This is a genomic window from Roseomonas aerilata DSM 19363 (assembly GCF_000711725.1).
Lineage (GTDB): Bacteria > Pseudomonadota > Alphaproteobacteria > Acetobacterales > Acetobacteraceae > Roseomonas > Roseomonas aerilata.
The window spans coordinates 1-15,235 of the sequence record NZ_JONP01000036.1 but is presented as its reverse complement, the minus strand read 5'-3'; the positions used below and the strand labels follow the sequence as shown (position 1 = coordinate 15,235).

The window sequence follows — 15,235 nt, the reverse complement described above, 5'->3', positions numbered from 1 at the left end:
TCCCTTTAAGGCCATCCTTGACGGAGCCGGTGCAGGGCTTCCGAACCTACTGCTTGACTCGCAGGCTACGCGGATTAGCGTCGTGGGCAAGACAGAAGAGCAGGGAAGGCGTCACGAGGACACGGCCAGCGGCCCGATGGTAAGGCGTTGGACGACTCTAGGTCGGGAGAATGCCAAGAACTGGTGGTCTGGTGGGCATGAGCGCGCCCTGGCTACCGCACCTGGTGTTCCGCAAACCTCCTTCGTCCTGAGATAGGGATCAGACCTAAACCCCTTGCTCGCTGGTCTTCAGCAGGTAGGGTGCCATGCTGGCCACCCCGCGCGTTGCCTTGTGTGTGCTTGCTCTGCCGGGTTGCAGGGGTGGACAGGCGGCCGGTCTGGTCCGGCACGTTCTTCGCCCTCAATGGCTGCAGGGAGGACGGAGAGTGACAGTGACAGGCCGACGTGGGCTTCTCAGGCTCGCGAGCAGCAGCGCAGCCGTGGCTGCATTTCCAAGTCCAAGGCTCGCGTCGGGGCAGTCTCTGAGCCAGATCCGTGTTCTCGTGGGATTTCCAGCCGGTGATCCTGCCGACGTGGCGTGCCGGCTGTTCACGGAGCAGATGAAGGGCCGCTACGCTCCGGTGGTGCTCGTCGACAATCGTTCGGGAGCCGGCGGTCGGATCGCGATCGAACATCTGAAGGCGGCGCCGGCCGATGGCGCGACCCTCCTGTTCACCCCGGCTGCGATGCTCGTCATATATCCTCACGTTTTCAGGTCGCTTTCCTATGATCCGATCAAGGACCTGCAGCCGGTCGCACAGGCAACCAGCTTCCCCTTCGTGGTGACGGTGGGTCCGCGCGTGCCAGCACCCGTCCAGACGCTTGAGCAATTCATAGAATGGAGCAAAGCGTACCCGGATCAGGCGAGCATCGGATCCGCAGGTCCAGGAACTTCTTCGCACTTCATTGGCGTGACGCTGGCGCGCGCAGTCGGCGCACCGCTGAACTATGCGCCTTACAGAGGGGCCGCACCCGCCGTGAATGATCTAGTGGGGGGACATATCGCAGCGACGGTGACGACGCCTGCGGCCGTGGTCGGGCAGGCCGGCCGCGGAGGCGTTCGCATCCTCGCCTCTTCCGGCCCATCCAGGCTAGGGATGTTGCCCGACGTGCCGACGCTCGCCGAACTCGGTTACCCTCAGGTCACGGCCACAGAGTGGTTCGGCTTCTTCATGAAATCGGGCTCCGACCCCGCACGCGTGCAGCAGGCCAGCGAGGCTCTGCAAATGGCAGCGAGATCCTCGGAAGTGTCGAGCGGCCTGAGAACACTCGGGCTCCAGCCGGACCCAGGCGGCCCCGCGGAGTTGTCCCGCACGATAAGGTCCGATTACGACCACTGGGCGGGTGTGGTAAAATCGATTGGCTTCGAACCGCAGGACTGACGGTCGGAACGTGGTGTCGGCCGGGTTCCGGCAGGCCGGCTCAGGAGGGCAAGGATGCAAAGGCTCCTATCCGCGAATCTCGCCTACGTTGTCGAGCCGTCCTGGGCGCAGCTGCCGCTAGGATGGGAACTCGGGGACGTTGCAGGAGTCGCGGCGGACGCGGCGGATCAGGTTTACGTCTTCCATCGGGGAGCTCATCCAGTCGTCGTGTTCAGCCGGGAGGGCCAGTTCCTGCGGTCATGGGGTGAGGACATCTTCACGCGTCCGCACGGCATCCATGTCGGACGGGATGGTTTTGTCTACTGCACCGATGACGGCGATCACACCGTCCGGAAGTGCACTCCCGAGGGGAAGGTCCTGCTTCACCTGGGCGTGCCAGGATCGGCAGCTCAGCCGATGAGCGGTCGCCCGTTCAACAGATGCACTCACACCGCACTCTCGCCATCCGGGGATATCTATGTCTCGGATGGCTACGGTAACGCCTGCGTCCACAAGTTTTCACCGGATGGAAGGCACCTCTTGAGTTGGGGGCAGCCCGGCATTGGGCCAGGCGAGTTCAACATCCCGCACAATATCTGCTGTGACGACGAGGGATGGGTCTATGTCGCGGACCGTGAGAGTCACCGGATTCAGGTCTTCGATGGTGCCGGACGGTACCAAGCCGAGATCCGAGGGATTCACAGGCCCTGTGCCATGTGCCTGCATAAAGGCCGACTGTTTGTGGGGGAGGTCGGTCCTGGTCTTCCGATCAACAGACTGGTCCCGAATCTTGGCCCTCGCATCTCGGTGCTGACGGCCGATGGCGACCTTGTGGCGCGGATTGGCGAGGGACCTGGCGAGGGTGATACCCAGTTCATGGCTCCACATGGCATCGCGGTCGACTCTCGGGGAGACATTTACGTCGGAGAGGTCGCCGCAGCGGCATGGAGCGAAATTTATCCAGAGCGGGAAAGGCCAAGCCGCATTCGCACATTTAGGAAGTTGGTGCAGGTTGCCGGACAGCTCGAATGACGTGCGTAGCTTACAGCCATCATCGTCCCGGCCTCGCCGAAGCGCCCCGGCAGAGGCATTGCCACGTTCAGGATATCTGGCCGGGATGAGGCAGCTTCCGAGCTTGCTTCTCGGAGCAGATGCCGACCGCGGTCTCCCCATTCAGACGCAGCGGTTCCGTGCGACGAACTGGAGTGTGTACGACGCCGCCCTGCGCGGGCGCGGCAGTCTGACGGTCGGGTTCACGGAGGCGGCGATCGCGGCCTGGAAGGCGGAGCCCCGGACCACGCGCGGCGGGCAACCGCGCTATTCGGTCCTGGCGATCACCACGGCTCTGACCTTGCGTTCGGTGTTCCGTCTAGCTCTTCGCCAGACCGAGGGCCTGATCGGCTCCATTATCGCCCTGCTTGGTCTCAATCTGGCGGTGCCGGACCACTCCACCCTCAGTCGCCGGGCCGAGACACTGGAGGTGCCGCGGGCTCGGCCTGGTACGCGTCCCATACACCTGCTGGTGGACAGCACGGGGCTGCAGCTGTGCGGGCCTGGCGAGTGGCTGGCTGCGAAGCACGGGAGCAGGACGCGCCGGTCGTGGCGCAAGCTGCACATCGGTGTCGACGCCGACACGGGGTGTATCGTTGCGTCGTCTTTGACACCGAGCGACGTCGATGACGCCTCCCAGGTCGGTCCCTTGCTCGACCAAGTCGCGGGCCCAAGTGCTTCGTTCACTGCCGACGGCGCCTACGACCAGGACGACGTCTACTGTCAGGTCGCTGCGCGGCACGCCAATGCTGCCGTCATCGTGCCACCCCGGTCCAGCGGCGTGCCGAGTGCGACTGCCGAAACGGCACCAGCCCAGCGCGACCAGCACCTCAGGACGATTACCGAGCGCGGACGCATGGGCTGGCAGAAGGCGTCTGGTTACAACTGGCGCGCCTTGGTTGAGGCGGCTATCGCGCACTTCAAGCGGGTCATCGACGGCGGACTTCGCTCGCGCACGGACCTGCGCCGCGCGACAGAGGTGACTATCGCCGTCATTGCGCTGAACCGCATGCTCGATCTCGGACGGCCGGAGTATGTCCGTATCGCGTGACCGCGGACCCGCCGACGGCGCTCCTGCGCCCACACGCTGGTCCATGCAACGCAGTCGCGCGCCGCAGCAGCGCCAGTCCTCTCCCCCGCCTACGGTGGGCATCTTCCTGGGACGACGGCCGCTGCATCATGGGACGAAGCCGTCACGCTGGCAGCCCCACGCGCCGCGGCCGATGCCGATCACCTTGAAGTCGGCGCAGCAGATTAGGACCGATCCGACGCAGCACGTGATGCCGGATGGGCACTCGCCTGCCACCGCGTCGGGAGGCGGCCTTGCCGTGGCATCGCCCCGCGGCGGCTCGTCGACGTGGCGGGCGATGGCCCCCTGCCGGACGAAGAACCGCCCTTCTGGGGTGGAGCCCACGTCGTCGCCGTCCAGCTCGATGAACCCGTTGCCGCCTTCCGCCGTGAGGCGGATCAGCGCTCCCCGACGCTCCGCGGTACCCGCAAAGGGCAGCCAGGAAGCAGGGGGAACCGGTGCCGCCGCAGGGACCAACCCCGGCATGGGCAGTGCTGGAGGCGTAGAGGCACCGGGAGGCATGCTGCCGCTCATGGACGTTCTTCCCTAGTGTTGGCTCGAACCGTTCTCGTCGGGCCTGGCGGCACGACGGCAAAGGCTCAGACCAATCGATACCGCCTGCAGCATTGGGTACTCGGATGCGAAGACCGAACGCCGCAGTAGTTTGAGTGGCACGATCGGCACAGAGCCGGTCGAGGGGCTTGGACCGTTGGCGAGCGGCGGCTCCTCCATCAGGAGGAGCCGCCCGGCCCGGTGGTCGCGCACCTCAGTGCGGGACACCGCTCCCCACGCTAGCCAAGGCTGCCCTGGCGACGTTGGAAACAAGCTCCGGGGGAACGGCTAGCGCCGTGGCCGTGGTGTCCTGGCCATTGCTGCCCGTCGGTCGGATGTCCATCGCGCCATCGCCGCTCTTTGTCAGCTCCCTCACAATGGCCGGCAACGCCGAGGCGGCGACGCGGGCGACGATTCCCCAGATTTTTTCGTCACCGCCTACTCCCATCGTGAGATTCTTCCCTGCGCCTCCAGTCTTCTGGAAGGCCTGGACGACAAGCGGCAGTGCGGCGGAGACGACGCTGGCCAGGGCGCCCCAGAACTTCTCCTCGCCACCCATATCCTTCTGGACGTCGAAGCCGCCCTTCTGGAAGGCTTGGATAACGGCGGGCAGCGCCGAGGCGACCACCGAGGCGATCGCGCCCCAGAACTTCTCCTGGGATCCGCCGAAGTCCTTCTGCGGTTCAAAGCCGCCCTTGCGTAGCGCCTGGATTACGGTTGGCAGCGTCGAGGCGACCACGCTCACCAAGGCGCCCCAGAACTTTTCCTGGCCATCCGGCGTGGCATCGAAGCCCTTCGGGGCCTCGACGCCGCCCTTCTGAAGCGCCTGGATAACGGCGGGCAGCGCCGAGGCGACCACCGAGGCGATCGTGCCCCAGAACTTTTCTTCGCCGTCGGCGCCGAAGTCCTTCTGGGGGTCGTAACCCTGCTTGGTCAGCTCGCTGACCAGAGTCGGCAGAGTCGACGCGACAACTCGCGCGAAGGCGCCCCAGAATTTCTCCTCGCCGCCGGCGCCGAAGTCCTTCTGGGGCTCGTAGCCGTTCTTCGAAAGGACCCGAATGACGCGCGGCGCCAAGTCGCAAATGACGGGGACGAGGGAGCGCCAGAATTTCTCCTCACCGCCGGGCATGGCCTGGAATTCTTTCCCGGGCTCAAACCCTTTCCTCTGCAGCGCTTGGATAACTGCGGGAATGGCGACCTGGGCGATGTTCGCGATCACGCCCCAGAACTTCTCGTCACCTCCGGCACCGGGCACTGGCCCGGATCCGATTGGCGTAATCATGGACGGTGGCGACGTGGACGCCGAGGCGGTCGTGGCTCCGCTGGCCGAGGGCATTCCGGGAGTGGTCGCGAATGGAAGCTGAGTGGTGTTGCTCATGGACCGGTCCTTTCCTTTGTTTTTGGGGAACGTAGATCTGAAGCGGGGAGGGCGGCCAACGCGGCCAATCCCCTACCCCGCCAGCCCACGCCACGAGGGGTCGGAGCCCATTGCGGCGACGGACGAGGAGCCGAGGGCCGGCCTAAGCGGTTGCCGCAGCGGGCATGCTCCCCCGGCGCAGAGCCTCAATGGATTGCTGGATGACTCGGCGAATCTCATCCTGGTTCGGGATGCCGAAGCTCTTCGGCTCGGAGGCCACCATCTCCTCCAGCAGCAGGAAGGAGCGGCCAGCGATGCCCGGGGGGGCCGTCGGCTCCATCAGCACCGGTGTCTGCCGGAATCCGAGTTGCTTGAGCGTCGCCGTGGTCGCCTCCATGAGGCGCTGGTTGGAAACGCGGGGGCCGAGCGTCCCAAGCTGTTGGAGTAGGGCGTAGGTGAAGGCGGACAGCCCGTTAGTCTTGGGCGTGGATGCGGAGGCCGTCTCGTCCTCTAGGCAGGCCGAGAGAAGCAGTCCGTTCATAGCCAGTTGCCCTCCCTCGTCGTAGCCTTTGGGCATGGGCAACCCGAACCGCTTGCTAAGCGCGGCCGGCGACCGCGGTAGGGCGCCGAACGGCCGGTAGCGTAGCGATCGGACGTCGACGGGGTGGACGAAGGCCTTGTCTTCCTGCTCCAGCGGAGGAACTCGCAGGACCTTTGTCTGGGCGAGATGGCTGAGATCCTCCATCTCGTCGCCGAACATGACCTTGTACAGGCCACCTGAGTGGCAACTGTCGGAGATCATGGTGAACACGCCCGGCGGGAGCGAGCGGGTCCGCTCGCTTAGCTCATTGTCGAACAAGAACTGGTCGTAAAGGCAGAGCACCTCGTCGAGGTCCTGACCATTGCGAGCCTGATAGCCGTGCCCGGAGAAATAGAACACCAGGCGATCGTTCGGCCCGGCGCCGGAAAACAGCCAGTTCAAGCCCGACCGCACATTGCTGAGCGTCGCCATGTGGTCGAGCAGCATCGGAGTCTCGGTGAAGCCGAAGGCGCCTCGAAGCGTGCGCTCAAATGCGGCCGCATCGGCGAGACAGCTGGGAAGATTATTCCTGGGGTTAGGGTAATGATCGATGGCGGCGATCAAGGCTTTGTTGGCCATCTCGAGACGTCCCTTGCGTTGTTGCTGGGGGGTGCGACGAGGACTTGCCTCGTCGCGGTATTCACGCGGCACCAGCGATGCTCGCCTCCATCGGAGCGGTCATCGACGTCCGGCCATTCAGAAGACAGCAGTGGATGAACCGGGTAGGTCATCTCCCGGCCGATCAAGCAACTGTCAGCCACGCGGCAGTACATCATCAGCCATGCGTAGAGACGCTGCTCAAACGGCCGCCACTTCTATGCCTTCGAAGAATATTTCTAGAATGGATAGACTAATAGATTCTCTTGCGAGCCATTTAAACGTCCTCCCATTTGGGTCGTCATACTGGCCGCTATCGATCGGGCGTAACGATTTCTACAACCGAATCGAACCGCTGCTTTCACGGTATTTAGGATGCTATGCCACTACCAACCCTGGGTAGAACAGGCATCATCATGCATGACGGAAAAGTGAATACTTTTCAGGGTTTACTTTATCAGCGCACGCCAAGTCGTTTAGCTCCACTCACAAGCGAATCACTAATGGTTAGGGATTGGACGTCGAGTAATGCCGACCTCCACGCCATGCCCACGCTGCGCGTGTGGCCAGAGACGAGCTACCGCGAGTTGCGATGGATCTGTCAGAGATCGCGCCAGAGGCGCCTGAATTGGCGGGCGGGGGAAGGTGCGGATAGGCTCCTAACGGGTTGATGGGCGGCTGGGAGCCTGGGATGGCGTGCGTGGACTGCGGTTCAGCCGAGGTGACCGAGCGGCGGGACCATACGCCCAGGGTTACCGGCGCTTTCGCTGTCGCGCCTGCAGGCGAGGGGGTTCTGTCAGCGCTCGCGCCAGAGATGCCGTCACAGGCCAGCTGACTCGTCGGTCTATCCTGCCGCGAGGATAGCGAGCGCGGCGGCCGCACGACGGAGATGAACCATGCGGCGGCGGTTGGCGGGAACATGCTGGTTGTGGCGGGTGCGAGGGCGGAGATGGTTGCGGAGTTCGTCATAAGCTCGACAGAACCGGTCGGCTGAGGTGAAGCTCTTGAACCCGCGCATACATCGGATCCGGCCTTTGATGCCCTGGTGATCCAGCTCAAGTCCATTGTTCATATAGGCGCTGGTGCGGTGGGTGACCCGCTTGCCCAGTGTTGAGCGGATCGCCCGCGGGTAGGAGCCATGCCCGTCCGTGGTGACCTTGTCGGGGACCATGCCAGTGGCGGACTTGGCCGAGCGGAAGAACGCCTTGGCTGCCGCCATGTCGCGGTGCTCGCTCAGCAGGGTGTCGACGAGATCGCCGTTCCGGTCGATCGCCCGATACAGGTAGCACCAGCGTCCACGAACCTTCAAATAAGTCTCGTCGACGTGCCAGGAGCGACGGCCAGCGCCGCCTTTCCCGCGCCGTTGCTGGCGCAGTTCATCCGCCAGCGACGGCGCGAGCTTGGCCTCCCAGTTGCGGACCGCCTCCTGGCTGAACACGATCCCGCGGAGGAGGAACATCTCGGACAGGTCTCGCAGGGTCAGGCGGTAGCGCAAGCGCCACAGCACCACGAGAGCGATGACGTCGCTCGGGTACTGCGCCCTGTTCAGCACCCCAGAGCTGCGCTCGTTGAACCCTCGCCTGCAGGCGCGACAGCGAAAGCGCCGGTAACTCTGGGCCGTACGGTCCTGCCGCTCGGCCACCTCCGCTGAACCGCAGTACACGCACGCCATCCCAGGCTCCCAGCCGCCCATCAACCCGTTAGGAGCCTATCCGCACCTTCCCCCGCCCACCAATTCAGGCGCCTCTGGCGCGATCTCTGATAGATCCATCGCAACTGCTCCCAGTGGTGGGCTCTCGAAACAGGTGGTCAGCCCCGCCGTTCAGCTAAGTCACCTAGCTCACCCCAGATGCCCTGCGTGGGGTTGTTGCGCCAGAGATCAGCGGGGCGGAGGTAACCGAGCGCCAAATCGGCGGAGCGGTGTCGGGTGAGCTTCAACTCATCCGCACGTCAATGCTGTCGTGCTTCCGGTGGATAGACAGAGCTGCACACCGGCACTTAACCGCACCCAGTTGAGCATGCTGTTGATCGACGCTGCGGCATCGTAAAGACTATTATCGTGCGTGAGGGTGGGGGAGGGGGCGGCTGCCGCGGGGACGTGCGGTCTAGCGAGCGGAACTGCGATGCAGCGTCGCTGACCGGGGCAGGGCAGTGGGGAGGCTGGTAGTGACGACGGCGGGACCGTCAGCAAACAAAAAGCCCTCTCCGCAGCAGTGGCTGATGGAAGGCTCATAGCTGAGGGGAGCGGGTCGAGCCCACCGGCCATTAGAGGTATCGGCATCAACCTGGTGATTCAGGATGCGGTAGTCGCCCTGCGGATCCTTCTTAGGAAGGGGTGGTTGGGTTACCGGCTCTCCTGTTCGAGATAGCCGATCAGGTTGTTGAGCTGCTCGTCGTTCCGCATGCCCGCATAGGCCATGCTCGTTCCCGGGACGGCCGCTCGCGGATTGCGGATGTATTCACGCAGGTTGTCCGCCGTCCAGGACCAGCCCTGCTGGGCCTTGTCGCGCATCGCCGCGGAGTAGCGAAAGCCCTCGATTGCAGCGGCCTTTCGGCCAACAATACCGTGAAGGTTCGGACCAACGCCGTTCCGTCCGCCAGCGTTGATCGTGTGGCACGCGCTGCATTGGGCAAAGGCCCGCTGGCCTGCTGCGGTGTTCTGCGCCTGCGCTGTGCCCGCCCCCGCCACCCCAAGCAGAAGGCCAAGCACCCGGAGCACCGTACCAATCCGTCGTTCCACGCCAATCTCCTTTCGCATGAAGCACAGCCGCCCGTTCCGCGCTCCGTCGCCGCACCCAACGCTTGGGCTCTGACCTGGATGCGACGGAGCACACGAAGCCGCGCAGGCACCTGACCGACGGCTTGCTTGCCGGGCACGCCGTCGGGCGCCGCCTGCCAGTCCTGCACGCCGGGACGGGGCCGTTCCTGCGGCAACCCCACTCCCATCATCACCGTTCAACCGCAAATCAGGTGAGGCACGCAGGATGCGCACGGGCAGCCACCACTCGGTGCCAGACATCGGTCGCCGTCTTCTCCTAGGGGCCGGCGTTGTGGCCGGCTCTGGTGTGCTGACAGAGGCATGGGCTCAGACGCAAACAGGCCAGGCGCCAACAGGGCAACCGGACCAGTCCGCCGTCACCGAGTTGATCAAGGACTGGCCACAAGCCGCGAAAGCGGCTGCAGAGGAAATGCTGCGGAAATACGGCGCCCCTCAGGAGGTCACCGGCACGCGGCTTCACTGGGAGGGCAATCGCCCCTGGCTCCGCAGCGTGGTGGTCAAGACAGGGGTCGAACACGACTTCCCCGCAAAACACAGCGACGTGCTGGAGCAGACAGTCTCCTACCGTATTCCGCTGAACTTCCTCGAGCCCATCGCAAGCTTCAACGGCAGCGTCATCCCCGATCGCACCCGCGGCGAATTGACCGCGCATTGCGATCGGGAGGCGACCAACATTCTGGCGCTAAACCTCGCTCATGACATCATCCGCGGCCAGAGGACGGTGGCCCAGGCCCGCGAAGCGATGGCGGAAGGCCAGCGTGCAATCCAGGCCGGCCGGATCCCGGCGGATGCGCGCGAGCTCCGCCTCGGGCCGCCGCAGGGCGACCTGCGGGACCCCGACACGGCAGCTGTCGCACCGGCGGCCGGGCAGGGCAGCGGCGTCAGCCCCGCGATTATCCGTTAGGCCAGTTCACGCCTAATCGTCTTTTGTCTGTCTGAAATGCACGGCCGGGCGAGCGCATGCGCTCGTCAGGTAAAGATGCCTTGGAATGGCCTGCCCTGCCGCGTCGGGCGGCGCCTCATAGGGCGCCGCCTTTTTCGTCTCTCAGGTCGCTTGCTGCATCGCCGCCTTCACCCGCGGCGGCGTGAACGGTACCGAACGCAGCCGCACCCCCGTCGCATCAAAAACCGCGTTGGAGATGGCGGAGGGAATCACGGCCGCCGAGGGCTCACCCGCGCCCCAGGGCTTCTCGCCCGGGCGGTCAAGCAACTCTATCGCGATCTCCGGCACCTCGGGGAAGGTGATGACGGGATAGCTGGCCCAGTCGAGGCTCGTCACCATGGAGCGATCCCAGGTGAGCTCCTCCTTCAAGGTCCGGCTGATCGTGTGCAGCACATTGCCCTCGACCTGGTTGCGCACGCCATCCGGGTTGATGACCTGCCCGCAGTCATGGACGACCGAGAAGCGCTTCACGCGGATCTCGCCGCTGCCCCGGTCCACCTCCACCTCGGCAACGGCGCCGACGTAGGTTCTGTTCAGCTCGTATTTCACGTAGCTGACGCCGCGTCCGCTGGCCGTGCCGCTGCCCATGCTGCGCTGGGGCGAGGGGCGGCTTTCCCAGCGGGACAGCACCGCGAGGCGGCGCAGCAGCTCCACGCCGCGCTCGTCCTTCAGGTGCCGCAGCCGGAAATCCAGAGGATCGACCCTGGCGGCGGCAGCCAACTCGTCGAGGAAGCACTCGTTGGCGTAGGTGTTCTGCATCCGGCCGGGCGTACGGATCCAGGAGGGCTTGAACAGCGTGTTCTCGAGCCGGTGGCAGACCGTATGGATGTTCGGCACGGCATAGGGCAGGGCCGAGTTCTGGATAATGTTCCCGGGCGCCATGGACTCCTCATGCGGCAACCCGGCCAGCTCCGCCGGCACCAGGGCGACGTTGCCGGCGGCACCCTGCGGGATGAAGAACTCGGATTCCCACGCGACGATGTTGCCCTGGGCATCCAGGGCGCCACGAAGGTCAATAAGGGTCGGCGGCCCCTTCGGGTCCCAGCCATGCTCGTCCTGCCGCGCCCATTGTACCCGCACCGGCCGACCTTCCACCGCGCGCGCCAGGAGCGCCGCGTCACCCGCCGCATCCTCGTGGCCGTTCCGCCCATAGCAGCCCGAACCTTCAAGGTAGATGCAACGCACCTGCTCCTCGGGCATACGCATCATGGCGGCAAGCTGCTTGCGGAGGTTGTGCGTCATCTGCGACGCGCTCCAGCAGGTCAGCTTTCCGTCACGGATCTCCGCGACCGCGCAGGACGGACCCAGCGAGCCGTGCGTGTGGATCGCGAAGTCGTAGGTCGCGGAGAGGCGCCGTGCGCCCTGACCCATCGCCTCGCCGGCATTTCCGACATTGCTGGTCACGTCGTCCTTTGCGACGCGGGTGCCGCGGACATGCTCCCACAGGCGGCTCTGTTCCGGCAGGCCCTGCCAGTCCGACCAGGTCACCTTCAACTCCTGGGAGGCCCTGACAGCAGACCATTCAGACTCCGCGATAACGCCGAGGAAGTTGCCCTCGCGAACGATCTTCACCAAACCCGGTATGCCCTGCACCGAGGCCTCGTCCACCTCGCGCAGCTCAGCCTGCAGGGCAGGTGGCCGCACCACTCGGGCATGCAGCATGCCGTCGAGCCTGAAGTCATGCATGTAGGTGAAGCGACCCGTTGTCTTCTCCGGTATGTCGAGCCGCTGGACGGACTTCCCGACCACACGGAACTGGGTCGGATCCTTGGTGGTGATATCCTTGTCCACCTTCAGCGAGAAGTCGCGCCCCCCAACCAACTCACCATAGCCGACGCCGGGCCCGCCGGAGCGCCGGCGCACGGTACCGTCCTCCACGACCAGCTCCGTCGCGGGCACGTTGAGCCGCTGGGCCGCCGTCTCAACGAGCTGCTTGCGGGCGGTCGCGGCCGCCTGGCGGATCTGCATCCCGCCGTTCTGAACGGAGAGGCTGCCATAGGTCGGCCCCTGATCCGGCGTCAGGGCGGTGTCGCCCTGGACGAAGGTGATGCGCTCAATCGAAATATCGAGCTCCTCCGCCGCCATCTGGATCAGGGCGGTCCGCACGCCGGTGCCGAGATCAACCTTGCCGGAGAACAGGGTGACCTTCCCGTCGGCGTCGATGGCGAGGAAGCCATCCACGTCGTCGATCGCCACACTTTTGGCAACCGCCGCGCCCCCGGCCGGGGCCGAGGGGCCCGCAGCAGCGGGCGCCTGCTGCCCCTGGGCAAGCGCCCGTCCGCCGAGGGCAAAGCCGATGACAAGCGAACCACCCGCCCCGAGGAAGGCGCGGCGCGAGGCTTTGGGGGAGATCATGGCGTCACTTCCCGTGCTCATGCCGCACCGGCCGCGCGCTTCACGGCGCGAAGGATACGGGCATGGGTGCCGCAGCGGCAGATGTTATTAGCTAGCTCGTTCCGGATCTGCTCCTCGGTCGGCCTGGGCGTCCGCGCCAGAAGGGCGGCTGCCTGCATGATCATGCCATTGATGCAGTAGCCGCACTGGACGGCCTGCTCGTCTATGAAGGCCTTCTGCACGCGGTGCGGGTTTTCCGGGGAGCCGAGCCCCTCTAGCGTAACGATCTTCTGGTCGGGGCCGAGGGAGGAGAGCGGCGTTACGCAGGACCGGGTCGCCTCGCCGTTTATATGGACGGTGCAGGTGCCGCATTGCCCAAGGCCGCAGCCGAAGCGCGGGCCGTGCAGCCCCAGATTGTCCCGTAACGCGTAGAGCAGCGGCATGTCCGGATCGTCGATGCTGACGGTCGTTGCCTGCCCATTGACGTGTAACGGCACGGAAGTCGGCATAACGAGGATCCTCCGGCACCCTGGAGCCCCCGTTTCTGAGGTTGGGCTGAAGCGGCGCTGAGGAAATCTAACGGATGACCCTGCCCCCGGTTTTGCCTGGTGGTACGAGGGCCTCGCGGCGCTGCACCAGGCATTTTCCGCAACTGCGCCTTGTCCTACTTGCCAATGGTCCCAAGCGGCTCCTTGCTGCGCAACGCGGGCCCTACCAACGCTTTCCATCCGGAGAAGCATGGGAGCCGCGAGGGGACGATGCCGACGAACCGCGTAAGGCGCGACTTCTTGGCCGGGGGCGCTGCAGCGCTGATCGCCATGACCGGATCGGCTGATCAGGCGAAGGCGCTTACGCCCGCTGCAGCCCGGCCCGTACCTCCCGTGCCGTCCTTCCGCCCTCGTCTCTTCCAGAGCTTTTTTCTTGGCGGGTTCGAGTGCTCGAGCCATCGACGTGCGGACGGGCGGCGGCTCGACCTCATCGCGGCCACCGGCCATGACCTGCTGGCCCAGCCGGACTACCGGCAGCTCGCAGGCCATGGCATCCGTGCAGCGCGGGACGGTCTGCGATGGCATCTGATCGAGGGCGGTGCGGCCGGCAATTACGACTGGTCTTCCGTGCTGCCGATGCTGCGCGCCGCCGAGGCCGAGGGTATCCAGGTCCTTTGGGATCTCTGCCATTATGGCTGGCCGGACGGGCTGGACGTGTTCTCCGCCGCCTTCGTCGAACGCCTCGCCCGCTACGCCGCAGCCTTTTGCCGCCTGCACTTCGAGGAGACCGGCCGCCCACCGATGGTGTGCCCCGTCAACGAAATCTCCTATCTCGCCTGGGCGGGCGGTGACATGGCCTTGATGAACCCCATGGCGCGCACCCGAGGGGGCGAACTAAAACGCCAACTAGTGCGTGCAGTGATCGCCTCTACTTGGGCAGTCCGTGAGGCGGCGCCGGGAGCGCGTATCCTGACCGCAGAGCCTATAATCCATATCGCGCCGCCTTCCGGCGCGGATCCGGAACCGGCCAGAGCCCATGCCGAGGCCCAGTTCCAGGCCTGGGATATGCTGATCGGTCGGCTGGCACCGGAACTCGGTGGAGCGCCCGATCTGCTAGACGTGGTAGGGGTGAACTACTACTGGAACAATCAGTGGCTTTGTACCCGACCGCAGCTCGCGGGCCCACAATGGCTATGCGAAGGTCCGACCCTCTCCCCTTTCGACCCTCGGGCACGCCAACTGCGGCGCCTCCTGGCCGGGGTCCATGCCCGCTATCGCCGCCCGATCTTCCTGGCGGAGACGAGCATCGAGGGTGAGTTGCGCGCCTCCTGGCTGCAACATGTCTGCGCGGAGGTGATGGAGGCAATGCGCGAGGGTGTTCCGGTGGAGGGTGTCTGCCTCTACCCTGTGCTGAGCCATCCTGGATGGGCCGATGACCGCTACTGCCTGAATGGGCTGTTCGAGATGGACGTGCAGCACGGCCGCCGTGTGGAGAACCTGCCGCTCGCAGCCGAGCTGCGGCGCCAGCAAGGCCTCTTTCAGGAACTTCTGGCGCGGCGTGGCGCGCGGTAACCCCCGGAGGTGAACGAGAACGGCATAGATGCTTCTATAGAGGTCAAGCAGGGACTTGCGCCAGGCCGGTGGCTTTGGGCGTACGGCAGAGATAGCCGAAGATCGCCTCGGCCGAACCGCAGTCGATGCACATCATTCTTGGCTCCCAACCATCGATCAACCAGTCGGGAGGCATTGGCAAGTTGTTTGAGAGGAAGGGGAGATCTGTCGCGTGATCGAGCGCGCTGCAGGATCGTGACGCCGTCTGGACGCAGGTTTCCTGCTGCCAAATCCGGACGGCCTTGTTCCGGGCGCGCCGGTACTCGCCAGCCGTCATCAGGTGCCGACGTGGACGAAAGTGGCCGTAGATCACGCCGTGCGCCGAGAGGAACCGCTGGGCCTGCTCAGCCGACTTGAAGCGCTGCATCTGCCGCTCTCGCCGTCGGCTCCGCCAGGATCAGTTCCACGTCCCGTAAGCTCAGGCTGAACACATGGTAGAGCCAAACGGCATGGCTGATGATCTCCGCCGGAAAGC

13 protein-coding genes and 1 pseudogene are annotated in these 15,235 nt (G+C 65.2%); 5 read left to right on the top strand and 9 right to left on the bottom strand.

Annotated features, from left to right (window positions below):
* The first annotated feature begins 305 nt into the window (after positions 1-305).
* From BO39_RS24285 to BO39_RS24280, 3 genes are all read left to right on the top strand, one after another.
* Positions 306-1,421, top strand: a complete 1,116-nt coding sequence (locus BO39_RS24285) for a tripartite tricarboxylate transporter substrate-binding protein (RefSeq protein WP_084698450.1) — start codon at positions 306-308, stop codon at positions 1,419-1,421.
* A 54-nt stretch (positions 1,422-1,475) separates the two neighbouring features.
* Positions 1,476-2,432, top strand: coding sequence for a peptidyl-alpha-hydroxyglycine alpha-amidating lyase family protein (locus BO39_RS31540; protein WP_084698449.1), 957 nt, complete (start codon positions 1,476-1,478; stop codon positions 2,430-2,432).
* An 85-nt stretch (positions 2,433-2,517) separates the two neighbouring features.
* Complete coding sequence (locus BO39_RS24280) at positions 2,518-3,501, top strand: IS5 family transposase (RefSeq protein WP_043838499.1); 984 nt, start codon at positions 2,518-2,520, stop codon at positions 3,499-3,501.
* Between the two features lie 126 nt (positions 3,502-3,627).
* Here BO39_RS24280 and BO39_RS24275 read toward each other — a convergent pair whose 3' ends face one another.
* The 5 genes from BO39_RS24275 to BO39_RS24255 form a co-directional block, all read right to left on the bottom strand.
* Positions 3,628-4,053, bottom strand: coding sequence for a hypothetical protein (locus BO39_RS24275; RefSeq protein ID WP_156963889.1), 426 nt, complete (start codon positions 4,051-4,053; stop codon positions 3,628-3,630).
* 232 nt (positions 4,054-4,285) lie between these two features.
* A complete protein-coding gene (locus tag BO39_RS24270) occupies positions 4,286-5,449 on the bottom strand; it encodes a hypothetical protein (protein WP_156963888.1) in 1,164 nt (387 codons plus the stop codon).
* Between the two features lie 142 nt (positions 5,450-5,591).
* Complete coding sequence (locus tag BO39_RS24265) at positions 5,592-6,587, bottom strand: caspase family protein (RefSeq protein WP_043838492.1); 996 nt, start codon at positions 6,585-6,587, stop codon at positions 5,592-5,594.
* An 862-nt stretch (positions 6,588-7,449) separates the two neighbouring features.
* Entirely contained in the window at positions 7,450-8,157 is a 708-nt protein-coding gene (locus BO39_RS24260) for an IS6 family transposase (protein WP_211257548.1), read from the bottom strand.
* Positions 8,158-8,949: 792 nt separating this feature from the next.
* Complete coding sequence (locus BO39_RS24255; RefSeq protein WP_043838490.1) at positions 8,950-9,324, bottom strand: c-type cytochrome; 375 nt, start codon at positions 9,322-9,324, stop codon at positions 8,950-8,952.
* A gap of 265 nt (positions 9,325-9,589) precedes the next feature.
* Between BO39_RS24255 and BO39_RS24250 the strand changes: the two genes are divergently transcribed.
* Positions 9,590-10,288, top strand: a complete 699-nt coding sequence (locus BO39_RS24250; RefSeq protein WP_211257547.1) for a hypothetical protein — start codon at positions 9,590-9,592, stop codon at positions 10,286-10,288.
* Between the two features lie 141 nt (positions 10,289-10,429).
* On the opposite strand, the gene BO39_RS24245 is transcribed toward BO39_RS24250, so the two are convergent.
* Entirely contained in the window at positions 10,430-12,682 is a 2,253-nt protein-coding gene (locus BO39_RS24245) for a xanthine dehydrogenase family protein molybdopterin-binding subunit (RefSeq protein WP_043838488.1), read from the bottom strand.
* Positions 12,683-12,699: 17 nt separating this feature from the next.
* Positions 12,700-13,170 (bottom strand): (2Fe-2S)-binding protein, encoded by a 471-nt coding sequence (locus BO39_RS24240; protein WP_043838485.1) that lies wholly within the window; start codon positions 13,168-13,170, stop codon positions 12,700-12,702.
* 249 nt (positions 13,171-13,419) lie between these two features.
* Here BO39_RS24240 and BO39_RS24235 point away from each other — a divergent pair, with 249 nt between their 5' ends.
* The gene (locus BO39_RS24235; RefSeq protein ID WP_245615369.1) at positions 13,420-14,721 is read left to right on the top strand and encodes a ferredoxin reductase domain-containing protein; all 1,302 of its coding nucleotides are present in this window, start codon (positions 13,420-13,422) and stop codon (positions 14,719-14,721) included.
* A 43-nt stretch (positions 14,722-14,764) separates the two neighbouring features.
* Here BO39_RS24235 and BO39_RS35360 read toward each other — a convergent pair whose 3' ends face one another.
* Positions 14,765-15,127: a hypothetical protein gene (locus BO39_RS35360; protein ID WP_043838483.1), complete on the bottom strand. Its 363-nt coding sequence runs from the start codon at positions 15,125-15,127 to the stop codon at positions 14,765-14,767.
* A 19-nt stretch (positions 15,128-15,146) separates the two neighbouring features.
* Positions 15,147-15,235 (bottom strand): annotated as a pseudogene (locus BO39_RS35355) (IS6 family transposase); the annotation flags it as partial.

What these genes read in the sequence shown, in the direction of transcription:
- BO39_RS24285 (WP_084698450.1), top strand. Translation starts at nt 306, where the DNA reads ATGCTGGCCACCCCGCGCGTTGCCTTGTGTGTGCTTGCTCTGCCGGGT.
- BO39_RS31540 (WP_084698449.1), top strand. Translation starts at nt 1,476, where the DNA reads ATGCAAAGGCTCCTATCCGCGAATCTCGCCTACGTTGTCGAGCCGTCC.
- BO39_RS24280 (WP_043838499.1), top strand. Translation starts at nt 2,518, where the DNA reads ATGAGGCAGCTTCCGAGCTTGCTTCTCGGAGCAGATGCCGACCGCGGT.
- BO39_RS24275 (WP_156963889.1), bottom strand. Translation starts at nt 4,053, where the DNA reads ATGAGCGGCAGCATGCCTCCCGGTGCCTCTACGCCTCCAGCACTGCCC.
- BO39_RS24270 (WP_156963888.1), bottom strand. Translation starts at nt 5,449, where the DNA reads ATGAGCAACACCACTCAGCTTCCATTCGCGACCACTCCCGGAATGCCC.
- BO39_RS24265 (WP_043838492.1), bottom strand. Translation starts at nt 6,587, where the DNA reads ATGGCCAACAAAGCCTTGATCGCCGCCATCGATCATTACCCTAACCCC.
- BO39_RS24250 (WP_211257547.1), top strand. Translation starts at nt 9,590, where the DNA reads ATGCGCACGGGCAGCCACCACTCGGTGCCAGACATCGGTCGCCGTCTT.
- BO39_RS24245 (WP_043838488.1), bottom strand. Translation starts at nt 12,682, where the DNA reads ATGATCTCCCCCAAAGCCTCGCGCCGCGCCTTCCTCGGGGCGGGTGGT.
- BO39_RS24240 (WP_043838485.1), bottom strand. Translation starts at nt 13,170, where the DNA reads ATGCCGACTTCCGTGCCGTTACACGTCAATGGGCAGGCAACGACCGTC.
- BO39_RS24235 (WP_245615369.1), top strand. Translation starts at nt 13,420, where the DNA reads ATGCCGACGAACCGCGTAAGGCGCGACTTCTTGGCCGGGGGCGCTGCA.
- BO39_RS35360 (WP_043838483.1), bottom strand. Translation starts at nt 15,127, where the DNA reads ATGCAGCGCTTCAAGTCGGCTGAGCAGGCCCAGCGGTTCCTCTCGGCG.